Genomic DNA, 13,923 nt, shown 5'->3' on the forward strand with positions numbered 1-13,923 from the left:
GGCGGTGCCCCAGCTGCTGCTTCCAGTTAATAAACGTTATGAGTTTGCAGCTATACTAGAGCTGTGATTTAATATTGTCCATCTGGTAAATTGTGCTAAGCAAGTCAATCGCAGCGGAAATATCTGTTGCTGTGGTATTATATAAGTTGGTGCCGATCTTGGCCATTACCTCATTATACTTTGTGTCAGAGATCTTGCGATCAGTTTTATACTTCAAGCCTTTTACAAAGCCTATCGCTTCAGACAAATAGTGGCTCTTTTTAGCCTGGTCTGCTACATTAGCCTTGGCAGCGTTCAGCTCATGTATGGCAGAGGCAACCACAAGGCGTTCCCACTCGGTGCGCAGCGTCTCAATGGCCTGGTCCTTTCCTTTCATGTCTTTGGCTGAGATAGCGGCGCGACCTTTCAGGTAAGCGTCCATAATAGTTTTGTTGCTTCCTAAAGTTGCATCTACCTGGTTGCTATAGTTGGCCCAGTACATGATACCAGTCTTGTTTTTAGGGAAATCGATCGGGGCACCGAAGTAGCCGAATGCCTCGTCGAAGTGGTGCTCCATTTTAGTGCCCTGGCCAGGAGTTACGGTGGTGTTGTCTACGGCTGGGCCTATTTTCTCAGTAGATAAGTAGCCATCAACCACCTGGAAGTAGAACACTGCGCCCATAAGGCCTTTCTGAATGAGCTGGCCTAGCTCTACACCATTGGCGTCAACAAGGTATTTTTTGTTGTCTAGTGTAGTAAGTATACCGGCTGTGCCGTTGCTGGCTGGTGCGCCTGCACGCTGGCTGGCAGTAGCCACAGCATTAAAGTAACCCTCATACTCGGCCACAACAGTTGGTACTGTTTTGTCTTTAAGTTGTTTGCCAGAGGTGTTCAGGGCTGCATCAGCAAATGGTGCGTTGGCATTGGCATACATGTTCTTCATTTTCTGAGCATCCAATACGGCACCGTTGTTACCGGTTTTAATGTAGCTGTCCAGTGCGCTTAACATATTAATGCGGGCAACCTGGCCAGAGTAATCTACATTTGCGAAATTATAGGTTTCCGGTACGTTGTAAGGAGTTTCGTCTTTGTCGTCGGTACAGGAAGTGAAGGCTACGCACATTGCAAGGCTTGCTACTGCTACTGCTTTGTGCTTAAAAGTTGAAAACATATTATATATTTTTTATTTAGACTGATTATAAATAGTGATGCAAAGCTAAAGACGAACTTTATATTAGGCAAGCCTTATTTAAAATTATTTTAAATAAGCTTTTGTTGTGTAGGTAAAGTATGCCCACTGAGCAGGCTAGTGTAGCGTAACCTTCGTTATTTTCTGCTTGTATAGATGGTATACCCCACTCAAAATTGCTAAATTGTAGCACCTGCTGCCTCGCAAAATGGGTTAACAGGGCTGCACGTATACTTTTGCACTATGAAAGAGCTCGAAAACGGAGAGGGAAAAGATAAGATCCAGAATTCGCCATTTCAGATCAGGTTGCCGCTATTTATAGCCATGGCCCTGGTGGTGGGTGTTTTAATTGGAGCTACTACCTTCTCGCCGTCAACAAATAACCCGCAAGGCACTGCCAGAAGCTATCTTAAGTTCCGCGACATCCTTAGTTACATAGACCGCGACTACGTGGATACTGTTAATGTGGAGGAGCTTTCTGATTACGCCATTACCAAGATGCTGGAAAAGCTGGACCCGCATACTTCATATATCCCGGCAGATGAAATGGCCATGGCCCGGTCCTACTTGGAGGGTGATTTTGAAGGCATCGGCATCGAGTTCAATATCTTTAAAGACACTGTTTATGTGATCACTCCGCTTAGTGGCGGTCCTTCTGAGGCTGCCGGACTGCTCGCCGGCGATAAGATCGTTAAAGTGGACGGAGAGACAGTGGCCGGCATCGGCATTAACAACGAAGGCGTGTTTAAGCGCCTGCGCGGCCCTAAGGGCTCCAAGGTAAATTTGGGCATCATCCGTAAAGGGTCTAAAAAGCCGCTCAACTTTACCATCACCCGCAATAAGATCCCTACCTACTCCGTGGATGTAAATTACATGATCAATAACCGGGTGGGTTATATTAAGGTGAGCCGCTTCTCGGCTACTACCTACGACGAGTTTAAGAGGGCCCTTACAGAATTACGCCAGAAAGGCATGCAGCAACTGGTGCTGGACCTGCGCGGCAACCCGGGCGGTTATATGGACCACGCCATCCGGATGGCTGATGAGTTTATTGCCGGCAATGAGATGATCGTGTACACAGATGGTAAAGGCGAAAAGTATGACTCAGAAACCTTTGCTCAGGTAAAAGGCGATTTTGAGAATGGCCCGCTAATCGTGCTGCTGGACGAGGGCAGCGCTTCTGCCTCCGAAATTGTGGCCGGCGCCTTGCAGGACAATGACCGCGGCCTGATCGTGGGGCGTCGTTCGTTTGGCAAAGGCCTGGTGCAAATGCCGATTCCGCTAAACGATGGCTCCGAGCTAAGACTGACTATCTCGCGTTACTACACGCCAAGCGGCCGTTCTATCCAAAAACCCTACACTGGCAAACCGGAAGAGTACCAGCAGGACATGCTGCACCGCTTCGAGAACGGAGAGTACTTCCACCCGGATAGCAGCCTGTTTGTTGACTCGCTGAAGTATAAAACAGCTAAAGGGCGTGCCGTGTATGGCGGTGGCGGTATTATGCCGGATGTGTTTGTGCCACGCGATACCATGGCGCTTACACAGTACCTGAGCCAGCTGTACAATAACAACATCATACGGGAATACTCATTGAACTATTACCGCGACAACCGGAAGGCCCTTGAAAAAATGAGCTTTGAGGAGTTCAGCAAAAACTTTACGGTAACGGATAAGATGCTGCAGGATGTGATGCGAATGGCTGACAAAGCAGGCGTAAAGTATAGCGCAACTGAGTATAGCCGCTCTAAGGCCTTGATCCGCAATAACCTGAAGGCGTTTATCGCGCGAAGCTTGTATGGTAACAAAGGCTTTTTCCCGGTACTGCACGAGCAGGACGAAGAGCTGCAGGAGGCCTTAAAGCACTTTAGCCAGGCACAACGGCTGGCAAAGGGAGGCTCGTAAGGCAAAATGTACGGTATACTTTTGTAACTTGCCCGTACAAGGTATTAATCCAAACTAATATAGCATCTAAGCATGGCATATTATTATAAGCTGGGAGAGATTCCATCAAAAAGACACACGCAGTTCAGGCAACCGGATGGCTCGCTGTACGCAGAGCAGCTGGTAGGTACGCTTGGTTTCAGTGGTGTATCATCGTTGCTGTACCATATTAACCCGCCTACCCAGATGAGCCGCATCGGGGAGCCAAAGCCTTTTGCGCCTAAAAAGGCAGAAGGTATAAAGCTGCAGCCGCACCACCTGCGCACGCTAAATGCAGGAACCACAGGCTCTGATTACCTGGATGCCCGCAAAACAATGCTTTTTAACAACGATGTGGCCATCAGTATCTGTAATCCGTCGGAGCATGAAATGGACTACTACTATAAAAACGGCCAGGCCGATGAGGTAGTGTTTGTGCATGATGGTACCGGAGACCTGCTTACTCAGATGGGCCGTATTCCGTTCGGGCCCGGCGATTATCTTGTTATCCCGCGCACCGTTATACATAAGTTCCGTTTCGATGAGGGTGAGGTAAGACTGCTGGTAATCGAGTCTTTCAGCCCGATAGAAACGCCGCGCCGCTACCGCAATCACTTTGGCCAGTTGCTGGAGCACTCGCCGTTTTGTGAGCGCGACATGCGTCCGCCGGTGGAGCTGATCACCGAGACTGAAAAAGGCGAACGTTTAGTACAAGTGAAAAAGGAAGGGGAGTTGCACCAGTTTTACTACGACTTCAGTCCGTTTGATGCCGTTGGTTGGGATGGCTATTTTTACCCATATGCCTTTAACATCAAGGATTTTGAGCCGATAACAGGCCGCATTCATCAGCCGCCTCCGGTACACCAGACCTTCGAGGCGCATAACTTCGTGATCTGCTCGTTTGTGCCGCGCCTCTTCGACTATCACCCTGATGCCATACCTGCGCCATACAACCACTCCAACGTAGACTCTGACGAGGTGCTATACTATGTAGAGGGTGATTTTATGAGCCGTAAAGGTGTAGACAGGGCTTCTTTTACAGTACACCCTGGTGGTATCCCTCACGGGCCGCACCCAGGTACCGTAGAGGCAAGTATAGGCAAAAAAGAAACCCACGAATACGCCGTGATGATCGATACCTTTAAGCCGTTATACTTAACCCAGGATGCAGTACAGTACCTGGACAAGAACTACCCGATGAGCTGGAACGAAAGCGGTAACGGTACTGTGCGAAAAGGAGATATGTTTGATTAATCCAATCAGGATTTTGTAAATTTGCGTCAGGCAAAGCACTTTATACTTGCTTTTCCTGGCGCATTTATATTTTATACAGTTTTTATTTTACCCTTTTATGAGACGATTACTTTTAGCCTTTGTAATGCTGCTGGCCTTCGCCAACGTGGCCTGCGATAAAATTGACGATCTGCTTACTTTCTATATCAACCACGACGAAACGATTGTTATAAGATCATACTTCCCGGTGGGCACTGTGGCTCCCATTTCCCCGATTCCGGTAACCACCAACTCCAGCGAAGACTTTAAAAACAATAAGACACGCGCTGAGCTGGTAAAGAACGTGACGCTGGATAAGCTGGAGCTTGTTATCACAGACCCACAGACGGAGAACTTCAACTTTCTGAAGAAGATTGAGATCTACATCTCTGCCGAAGGCAAGCCGGAAGTGAAGATCGCCTACCTGGAGGAGATTCCACAGAATGTGAACAAGATCGTGCTGAACTCCACAAATGCCAGGCTGGATGAGTACATTAAAGGCGATAAGTATACGATTGGTACACGCGCCACACTGGCCAAGGCAGTAACCAAAGACATCACCATTAAGGCCAACATGCGATTTAAAGTAACCGCAGACCCATTATAAGATGCACACATTACCCATGAGGATTTCTGAAGACAATAAGCTTGAGAAGATAATCATTGTAGGAGACAGGGTGCTTATCAAGCCCAAGTCTTCGAAAGAGCAGACCAAGAGCGGTTTATACTTGCCGCCGGGCGTACAGGAAAAAGAAAAGGTGCAGGAAGGCTACATTATGAAAGTAGGCCCTGGTTACCCTGTATCTGCCGATTATGGTTTTGACGAGGAGCCCTGGGGCCAGGAAGAGGAGGAGGCTGTGCGCTATATACCGCTACAAGCCAAAGAAGGCGATCTGGCCATTTACCTGCAACGCGATGCCATTGAGATAAACTACCTTGGCGAGAAGTACTTTATCGTGCCACAGTCGGCGGTGCTGATGCTGGTGCGCGAAGAAGACCTGTAGTTTATACTTTATACCATTTATAAGCGCCACTCCGAAAAGGGTGGCGCTTTATTTTTTTAATGATGTCAGGTATTGCTGGAAACAGGCATAATATTAGTACCTGTTTAGGCGGTTTCTGTCTGGGGTTTTGGGGCTTACGTCTATTCTTTTTTAATGACGATCTTAAAACTTCTACCTTTCGGGACGATTAAATTAAAAAGCAGAAAAAAAAGTATACCTAAAAGCAACCATTGTGGTGTCTGCCTCATCTATTGTATACTAGTTGTTCTGTATAAGCATCTAAACCAAACTATGAAGAAACCATTACCTCTGACGCGCATTGCGTGGCAGCTCCTCGCTTTATCTTTATTTTTCTCTACCTGCTTCTCTTTCAAGGCCTTTGCACAGGAACAGAAGAAAGAGTACAACTATCCTCAGAAACAGTTAAATGCACTACGCATTTCGGAGCCTCCCAAAATAGACGGCAACCTGGATGATGCCGTATGGCAAGGCGCCCAGGTTGCAACTGATTTTATACAGAACAGGCCCACTCCCGGCCCAATGGAAAGACATAAAACTGAAGTGCGCATACTTTATGATGATGTGGCCATTTATGTAGGTGCTATTATGCACGACGTGTCGCAGGATAGTATACTTCGGCAGCTGAGCAGCCGCGATGATTTCGGCAATACGGACTTCTTCGGTGTGTTTCTGGATACCTATAACGACGAGATAAACGGGTTTGGCTTTTTTATTACACCGGCCGGTGTGCAGTTAGATGCGCGTTACTCTTCCAATGGCGAGGACTTTAGCTGGAATGCGGTTTGGGAAAGCAGTGCCAGCCTGCAGGGAACCAACTGGGTAGCGGAGCTGAAGATCCCATACTCGGCCATACGATTCAGTGGCAAACCCGAGCAGCTCTGGGGGCTTAATTTTATGCGTAACCGGCAGGCTACACGGCAAGGCTATTTCTGGAACTTCGTGGATCCGGCCAAGAACGGCTTTGTAAACCAGTGGGGTAAGCTTACAGGCATTAAAAACGTAGAGGCGCCTTTGCGTTTATCGCTAACGCCTTACGTAGCCGCGCAGGCCAGAAGCTACCCAACCAGCAACGAGGCAAACACAACTTACAAAGAGGACTTCAACTTTAGCGGCGGCCTCGATTTGAAGTATGGAATAAACGATGCCTTTACCCTGGACATGACGCTGATCCCGGATTTCAGCCAGGTGCAGTCGGACAACCAGGTACTCAACTTAAGCCCTTTTGAGATACAGTTTAACGAGAACCGTCCTTTCTTTATGGAGGGCACGGAGTTGTTCAACAAAGGTGGTTTCTTTTACTCCAGACGCATCGGCGGCAGGCCCGTGAATGCACGCATCGATACAGAAAATAAATACGCAGGCTACACTGTTATCGATAACCCCGCCGAAACCAAGATGCTGAACGGCACCAAGATATCAGGCCGCACACAGTCTGGTTTGGGTATTGGGGTGTTTAATGCGGTGGTGGGCAGGCAGTTTGCCACCTTAGAGAACAACGAAGGCGAAAGAATAGAGGTAGAAACCCAGCCACTTACCAATTATAACATCACGGTGCTGGACCAGTCGCTGAAGAACAACTCCTTTGTAACACTGGTGAATACGAACGTGATGCGCCAGGGCAGCACCTACGATGCCAACCTTACGGGTGTGGTGTTCAGGTTCGCGAACAAAAGTAACAAGTATGCTCTTAGTGGTAAAGCAGCCCTAAGTCAGCGCTACTTCACCGACAGCACTGATCTGGGTTATACTTATCGCGTTAGCTTAGGGAAAATCAGTGGTAACTTTACTTACAGGTATACCCATACAGTTGAGTCTAAAACATACAACCCAAACGACCTGGGTATACTTTTCACGCCTAACAGCATCGAGGAGAACCCACACCTGCAGTATAACATCTACAAGCCATTCTGGAAACTGCTAAACATGCAAAGCAACATTGGCGCTGTTTACGAACGCAGGCTAAGCCCAAACACGTTTCAGAACTTTTCTATTTACAGTAACCTGAGCGGCACCTTTAAGAACTTCTGGAGCGCAGGTTTGTGGGCCAACATGGAGCCTGTAAAAACCAACGATTTCTTTGAGCCGCGTGTAGATAACCGCTTTTACGAGTTTCCGGAAAACAATAACATCGGTGCATGGGTGTCTACGGATTACCGCAAAAAGTTTGCGCTGGATTTAAGCGCTAATTACCGGGCGTTTGACGAGAACGACAGGAGAAACATTAACTACTCCATTTCGCCGCGCTACAGGTTTAACGACCAGTTGTCTTTTAGCTATAGCTACAGCAAAAACAGCCGTTACGATGACATGGGCTATGCAAACGACTTTGTTGACAAGCCTGAGGGCAGTTCTGGCCAGCATTACCTGATCTTCGGCCTGCGGGATGTGAATACGGTAACAAATACACTGTCGGGTAGCTACATCTTTAACAACAGGATGTCGGTTAGCCTGCGTGCGCGCCATTACTGGTCAAGTGCCAGTTACAAAAGGTATTTTGATCTGAATGAAAACGGAAGGTTAACTCCATCCTTGTACCCAGACAAATACCCGGCAGAATTTATTGAAAGGAACGGTCTGGCGGATGCAAGACACGACCGTAATTACAATGCTTTCAACATTGACATGGTGTACTCGTGGTGGTTTGCCCCTGGCAGCGAGATCAGCATTGTATGGAAAAACGCAATTTCAAACGGCGGTAACCAAGTTATACCTGAGTACCTGGACAACTTCTCCCGCACGCTGTCTACTCCGCAAACAAACTCATTGTCTATCAAGATACTATACTTTATAGATTACCTTACGCTAAAAGACAAGTTTACTAAGTCCTAAATAACAGCAGCACCCGCTAACTGAAAGGGCCATAGCTTAATGCCATGGCCCTTTTGGTTTTAGCTGGGTTTACGTTACAGTGGCCTGGTCATGTCGAAGTCGGCGCGGAAACGGAGCTCGTTGTTGCGCTTAAGTATATAACTGAATGTTTTGCCATCCGGGCTTAAGGCTAGTGTCCACTCGTTGGTTGCGGCGGCAGGTATAAGTTTAGCGGTATGGGCATCTGCCGGAAAGCGCTGCACTAGTTTATCCTCAGAAGCCAGTGCCATGCCGCCATACATGGTTATCTCATCCGGAGTGCCGTCTGCGTGCCGGTGGTCGTGCTTCAGTTGCAAGCCTTTAGCAGTTTTACGCAGCACCCACGTCCTGGACTTGTCTTCTCCCACATGAAAAGGTATCCGGATAGTGGTGTCAGAGCAAGTGGCGATGTGCATGGTTAGTGGCTGTCCGGCAAAAGGGTCTTTGCCATCGGCCGGGTAAATAACCTTGCCCGCGTAAGACTTGCCGCAGTGGCTGGCCATACTTTTGTAGAACGATTGCTGCGGTTTGCTAAGCTGGTATGGCTGTTTAGCGCAGGCAAGTATAAACAGCAGGCAAATGGTTGGGAAGAGATGCTTCATGCAACCAAATTAAAGAATAGTGGCGGATAAACAAGTATAAAAAGGAAGGCCCTGATCTGTTGTCAGGGCCTTCCTTTTTATACTTTATACTTAGTGCTGTACCAGTATCCTTTCAGTGTAGGTCTTGTCGCCGTGTTGCAGCTTAAAGATGTATAGGCCTGATGCCTTGCTGCTCAGGTTTATAAAACCTTCATACTGGCCATAGTAATTTTTAACACTCCCTGACAAGACGTGGTTGCCCAACATGTCCACCACCTCAAATATAATGTCTTCGGGCTTGCTGGTTTCCAGCTCAAACCGGAAGCGGCCTGTGGTTGGGTTAGGCGATACAACCAGTTCTGTGCCGAGCTCACGTATGCCGGGCTTGTAAGAGAAATTGTACGCCATCGACATCTCTGAGATACAGCCATCCTTAAATACTATTACACTATAGTTGCCGCTTTCAGTCGGAGCGAACTCCTTGCCTGTGGCGCCGGCAACCGGCTTGTCGTTTTTGTACCACTGGTTGCCTGCATCCGCGCTCGACACCAACTTTTGGCCGTTACGCGAGATCACTGGTTTCTGCAATGGCGTACCTCCTTTTACAACCGCCTCCACACGTGGTCCTGCACAGCCCAATGCGCGCACTTTCATGTTGTAGAAGTAATAATAGAAAGCCTCCGGTGTAGTAGAAGCCGTATTTCCGGTAATCGATACCACATTGCCCACCTGGAACGGATACCCTGTTACGCCGGCATTGTTTCGGAAGATAGTAGCCCCGTTTTCGTAAGAAATGGCTATTCGGTAATTGCCGGCAGCTGGCAGCTCGAGCCCCAGGTAATAAACAGCACCCTCATCGTTAGGGTCGTCGGGCTGCACGCCTGGGCCAGGCGTAGTGCGCGTGGCAGTTACATACAGTGTTTTGGCAGATACCGGTGCGCCCTCCTCGTTAAATGCCGTGAACGTGATCTTACCGCTGTTGCCAATGTATAGCCTGGCACTCTCCAGCATCACAGGTGCCTTCGTATTAATGATCACGTCCGGGCTGAAGGTGTTGTAACCACCCCCGGTGGCGAACTTTTTGTCTGCTGGTCCAATCGTGCCCGAAAAATCATTGAAGGCTGCGAACAGCTTTCCGTTGATTTGGCTTGCCGGTACCAGTATCTGGTTGCCGGCAGCGATTGGCGTGGTGGCAGTAGCAGAAGTATACCAGTAAACCGTGCCGTTTCCAGAGGCTGACAGCGCATAGTTAGGGTCGGTGCCGCAGCGGAAAGCAGCAGCCTCGGTAGGAGCACCGGCAGGGCTGCCCACGGCAAAAGCCCGGATCTTGCTGTTGTTCTCTTCTATAGGGTCGCCTTGAAGCGAAGAGGTGGCAATGAGCTCATAAGTAGCGCCGGCTTCTGTTGCAAATGTACCGTTAAGCAATACCTCAGCCTGTGCGTTTGGCTGCAGCGTGGCAGTGTGCACGTAAGAGAATTGCTTTATCTCCGTGTTGTTCTTAAGCACGCGTACTGTAACCGGAATATTGCTCTGAGCCGTAGTGCCGTAGTTTTTGATATTTACAAGCACCTGCTGCGCCGGGTTGGCACACATAGACGAGCCGGCCGGTAATACCGCCGAAACACCCACATCACGTTTAGCACGCTCAAACTGTACCAGGTAATCCTGGGTTTCGCCCTTATTATACACACCGCAAGGTGCAACTTCTGTACTGTTGCTTGTTTCCTGCACCACAATGCGCATGCGCACGGAAGTGCCCTCTTTTACGGAGCTTGGTGCTGAAACAGGTGCGGTAAAGGTCGCATTCCCATTCAGGACAGCAGATGCTGCCACTTCTTCGCCGGCGTCGCTAAAGTTTCCGTTACCGTTCCAGTCGATGTATACTTTTACAACTTTCGGTGCATCGGTTGTGCAGGTGGCTAACGTTAATGCCAGGTTTTGCTGTTGGCCTGGCTCGAAAGCAAAGATCTTGTCTGTAAGGTTCTGGTAAGTAGTACAGCCACTTCCATAAGTATAAGACTTACTGCCCAGTGTTACTGAGGCAATTCTGGCACCCTGATCAGAGTTTGGCTTGCTCTCGCAAACAGCTGTGCCGCCAATGCCGCTCACAATAAGGGAGTAGGCCTGAGGTCCTTTCAGCAATGTACCCTTATGCTTAACCGTGATGGTATATGTTTCGCCAGGCACGGCGTCCATGATCTTTATCTGCTCTACGTTGTCCAGTTTGTTGTCGCCGGTTGTGGCAGGGCTTGTAGGATTAAGCGGGTCAAGTATCCATGGCTGGTACAATGTGTTGCCCCTGGTTATGCGTACATCCAGGTCGTTGATAAGGCGCGGTGCACGGTTGTTTAACGCAGATGAACCCACACCGATCGGGCTGGCTTCTGGGTCAGTCCAGGAGATGGTTGCTACCAGCGGACCAGCGCCTGAGGCGGTAACCTGGTAAGTATAGGTCTGGCCCTGTGCTAGCAGATTTTCCTGTATGGCGTGGGTGTTGTTGCTGTTGGAGATTACCGTTGCGGCACGCCTCACATTAAGCAGTCCCCAGCCAAATTTATAGTCCGGACCTGGGTGCTTGCCAGCCTCATCGGTAGTATGTATGGCCAGGCCTTTTAAGGTGGCGGCTCGCATTAGTTGTCCGTTTTTAACACTGGCATAATGCTCCTGAAGCAACAGCAGGCTGCCGGCCACATTAGGCGATGCCATAGAGGTTCCGCTCAGCGAGGTATAAGCCGTGTTACTTTTATCTGAAGTAGACAGAACCGAAACACCATTGCCTACCAGGTCAGGCTTTATACGTCCGTCGTCGGTAGGGCCAAAGCTGCTGAAAGTAGAGATCACGACATCAGACGTATCGCGGTATCCTTCGGAAATAGGGTTAACAGCACCTACCGTAAGTATGTTTTTGGCAGTGCCGTAAGTAGAGATGATATCGAAACCGTTGTTGCTGCTCATACTTGCCGGACGGCTGGCTATTCTTGTAAACTTGCCGGTATTGTCGCGCTGGAAGTATGGCTGCCCTGCCTGAGGGCCATTCTCTGAACGGTTGTTGCCCGCAGATTTTACGATCAGGTAATAGGGCGCATTATAAGCGATGCGGTCCCAGGATGAGGCCGTTTCGTTGTAATAGCCAAATTTATAGTCCTCTGTTGAGCTGATGTCTGCGTCTCCCCACCACTCCCAATAGGGGTCTTCGGAGGTGCCTTTGCGTTCGGAGTTGTAGCGCCACCCGGTAATAGCCCCATACGAATGATTGGAAACCAGCAGTTGTTCGGCTGCGGCGGCCATCTCCGATACATCGTTGCTAAAATCGTAGGCAGCCAGGGATTTCAGGCCAAACGACATGCCTTTTGCCAAAGGGTTAACGCCTTTGGCCATCATAGTGCCGGCTACGTGTGTGGCGTGTTCGCTGGATGATGACGGGCTGTCTCGCTGTACTACCCGACCTGTTAGCTCCTGGTGAGATTCCCTCACACGGCCACCGTCCCATACACCCAGTCGTTCTCCCACGCTGTTGCTCGCGCCGCTCAAAGACAAGCCAAGCGATCCGCCGGCCCACAGGTCGGTTGTGCCCACAGAGGCAGCAGCTCTAACGTTGTTGTAAGTGATGTAATAAATGGGCATGCCTTTGGTATCGATGCCCTGCAATGAGATAACTGTGCCGTCGGCGTATGTCTTTTCTACTATCCACCCGTTCTTTTTGGCCAATTGCAGTGCTTTGCCGCGGTTGGCTTTATAGTCTTTCTCTGCAGCAACAGAAATGCGCTCCAGTTCTTTCACATTGGCACGCGCATTCGGTGTGTCACCACGCTGTGCAAGTGCCGTTGTGGCTGTTGTAACTGCCGCAGCAAACAACCATAGGCGTAATCTTCTCATAAATATGTGCTTGGGTAGATATAATAATCTCTCAATTTATAACAAAATGCTAAGAATGGCAAAGCAGTTCCTTATTTATCGGATGCAATCGTTAAAATTTACTATCTGAAGAAGTGTCCGGTGTTATGGGTGTTGGGTTCGGGGGTAAAACAAAAGCCCCGGTGTTGGCCGGGGCTTTAAAGTATGATCGGGGAAATTCTGCCTTTTACTTTTTCAGGTACTGCGCAAATTCTTTGGCAAAGTATGAAAGTATAATATCGGCGCCGGCCCGTTTAATGCTCAGTAGCACTTCCAGCATCCCTTTCTCTGCATCCAGCCAGCCATTCTGGGCAGCGGCCTTTACCATGGCATACTCGCCGCTTACGTTATAGGCTGCAATAGGCAGGTGCGAGTTATCGCGCAACAACTTAATGATGTCAAGATAAGCCAGTGCTGGTTTTACCATCAGGAAGTCTGCGCCCTCGGCTGTGTCCAGTTCTGCCTCGATCAGGGCCTCGCGGCTGTTGGCCGGGTTCATCTGGTATGTTTTCTTGTCGCCTTTTTTAGGTGCGGAGTCCAGGGCGTCGCGGAACGGGCCATAGAAAGCGCTGGCATACTTGGCAGTATAAGTCATGATGCCCACCTTTGTGAAGCCGTTCTCATCAAGCACTTTGCGGATGTGGCCCACGCGTCCATCCATCATATCCGATGGTCCCACAATGTCGGCGCCGGCCTGCGCTTGCGTTAAGGCCATTTTGCCCAGCACCTCTAATGTTTCGTCGTTCAGGATCTCATCGTTCTCCACAATGCCGTCGTGCCCGTCAGAAGAGTAGGGGTCCATGGCTACATCCGTCATCAGCATCACCTCCGGAAAGTTTTTCTTGATCTCGCGGATAGCCCTCGGGAACAGGCCGTCTGGATTGTGGCTTTCAGTGGCATACTTATCTTTTAAGTGCTCTGGTATGCTTGGGAAAGGAGCAAATGCTTTTATGCCAAGGTCTACGCACGCAGCAACCTCGTCCTGCAGCCTGTCGATGGAGAAACGCGCAATGCCCGGCATGGAAGCCACCTCGATGCGCTGGTTTTGTCCTTCAATAATAAAAAGCGGGAATATAAAATCGTTCAGGCTCAGCGAGGTTTCCTGTACCATGTTTCGGATCACCTCTGACTGGCGGTTACGTCTTGGTCTTTTGTTCATAAGTATAAATTCTTTGCAGAAATTCTTTGAATTCAAGTTCTGGCAAAGGTACGA

Annotated in this window: 9 protein-coding genes; 5 read left to right on the forward strand and 4 right to left on the reverse strand. The window is 49.2% G+C overall.

Annotation, left to right across the window (positions count from 1 at the left end):
• Positions 1 to 55: 55 nt before the first annotated feature.
• Positions 56 to 1,150 (reverse strand): DUF4856 domain-containing protein, encoded by a 1,095-nt coding sequence (locus AC4BAP_RS02215; protein ID WP_490580977.1) that lies wholly within the window; start codon positions 1,148 to 1,150, stop codon positions 56 to 58.
• A 261-nt stretch (positions 1,151 to 1,411) separates the two neighbouring features.
• Here AC4BAP_RS02215 and AC4BAP_RS02220 point away from each other — a divergent pair, with 261 nt between their 5' ends.
• The 5 genes from AC4BAP_RS02220 to AC4BAP_RS02240 all read left to right on the forward strand — a co-directional run bounded on the left by AC4BAP_RS02220 (position 1,412) and on the right by AC4BAP_RS02240 (position 8,217).
• A complete protein-coding gene (locus AC4BAP_RS02220; RefSeq protein WP_490580978.1) occupies positions 1,412 to 3,073 on the forward strand; it encodes a S41 family peptidase in 1,662 nt (553 codons plus the stop codon).
• A 72-nt stretch (positions 3,074 to 3,145) separates the two neighbouring features.
• Positions 3,146 to 4,345 (forward strand): homogentisate 1,2-dioxygenase, encoded by a 1,200-nt coding sequence (locus AC4BAP_RS02225; protein ID WP_490580979.1) that lies wholly within the window; start codon positions 3,146 to 3,148, stop codon positions 4,343 to 4,345.
• A 97-nt stretch (positions 4,346 to 4,442) separates the two neighbouring features.
• The gene (locus AC4BAP_RS02230) at positions 4,443 to 4,970 is read left to right on the forward strand and encodes a hypothetical protein (protein WP_490580980.1); all 528 of its coding nucleotides are present in this window, start codon (positions 4,443 to 4,445) and stop codon (positions 4,968 to 4,970) included.
• A 16-nt stretch (positions 4,971 to 4,986) separates the two neighbouring features.
• Positions 4,987 to 5,367, forward strand: coding sequence for a co-chaperone GroES (locus AC4BAP_RS02235; RefSeq protein WP_490580981.1), 381 nt, complete (start codon positions 4,987 to 4,989; stop codon positions 5,365 to 5,367).
• Positions 5,368 to 5,658: 291 nt separating this feature from the next.
• Complete coding sequence (locus tag AC4BAP_RS02240; RefSeq protein WP_490580982.1) at positions 5,659 to 8,217, forward strand: DUF5916 domain-containing protein; 2,559 nt, start codon at positions 5,659 to 5,661, stop codon at positions 8,215 to 8,217.
• Positions 8,218 to 8,291: 74 nt separating this feature from the next.
• Here the strand turns inward: AC4BAP_RS02240 and AC4BAP_RS02245 are convergent, their stop codons facing one another.
• From AC4BAP_RS02245 to hemB, 3 genes are all read right to left on the reverse strand, one after another.
• Positions 8,292 to 8,837: a hypothetical protein gene (locus AC4BAP_RS02245; protein ID WP_490580983.1), complete on the reverse strand. Its 546-nt coding sequence runs from the start codon at positions 8,835 to 8,837 to the stop codon at positions 8,292 to 8,294.
• A gap of 90 nt (positions 8,838 to 8,927) precedes the next feature.
• On the reverse strand, positions 8,928 to 12,692 hold the full coding sequence (locus AC4BAP_RS02250) for a S8 family serine peptidase (RefSeq protein WP_490580984.1): 3,765 nt from the start codon (positions 12,690 to 12,692) through the stop codon (positions 8,928 to 8,930).
• A gap of 205 nt (positions 12,693 to 12,897) precedes the next feature.
• Positions 12,898 to 13,869: a porphobilinogen synthase gene (gene hemB / locus AC4BAP_RS02255; RefSeq protein ID WP_490580985.1), complete on the reverse strand. Its 972-nt coding sequence runs from the start codon at positions 13,867 to 13,869 to the stop codon at positions 12,898 to 12,900.
• Positions 13,870 to 13,923 lie beyond the last annotated feature (54 nt).

It is taken from the genome of Pontibacter sp. GD7 (assembly GCF_058216375.1).

Excerpts from the sequence above, each read along its gene's own strand:
- AC4BAP_RS02215 (WP_490580977.1), bottom strand. The coding sequence starts at position 1,150 with ATGTTTTCAACTTTTAAGCACAAAGCAGTAGCAGTAGCAAGCCTTGCA.
- AC4BAP_RS02220 (WP_490580978.1), top strand. The coding sequence starts at position 1,412 with ATGAAAGAGCTCGAAAACGGAGAGGGAAAAGATAAGATCCAGAATTCG.
- AC4BAP_RS02225 (WP_490580979.1), top strand. The coding sequence starts at position 3,146 with ATGGCATATTATTATAAGCTGGGAGAGATTCCATCAAAAAGACACACG.
- AC4BAP_RS02230 (WP_490580980.1), top strand. The coding sequence starts at position 4,443 with ATGAGACGATTACTTTTAGCCTTTGTAATGCTGCTGGCCTTCGCCAAC.
- AC4BAP_RS02235 (WP_490580981.1), top strand. The coding sequence starts at position 4,987 with ATGAGGATTTCTGAAGACAATAAGCTTGAGAAGATAATCATTGTAGGA.
- AC4BAP_RS02240 (WP_490580982.1), top strand. The coding sequence starts at position 5,659 with ATGAAGAAACCATTACCTCTGACGCGCATTGCGTGGCAGCTCCTCGCT.
- AC4BAP_RS02245 (WP_490580983.1), bottom strand. The coding sequence starts at position 8,837 with ATGAAGCATCTCTTCCCAACCATTTGCCTGCTGTTTATACTTGCCTGC.
- AC4BAP_RS02250 (WP_490580984.1), bottom strand. The coding sequence starts at position 12,692 with ATGAGAAGATTACGCCTATGGTTGTTTGCTGCGGCAGTTACAACAGCC.
- hemB (WP_490580985.1), bottom strand. The coding sequence starts at position 13,869 with ATGAACAAAAGACCAAGACGTAACCGCCAGTCAGAGGTGATCCGAAAC.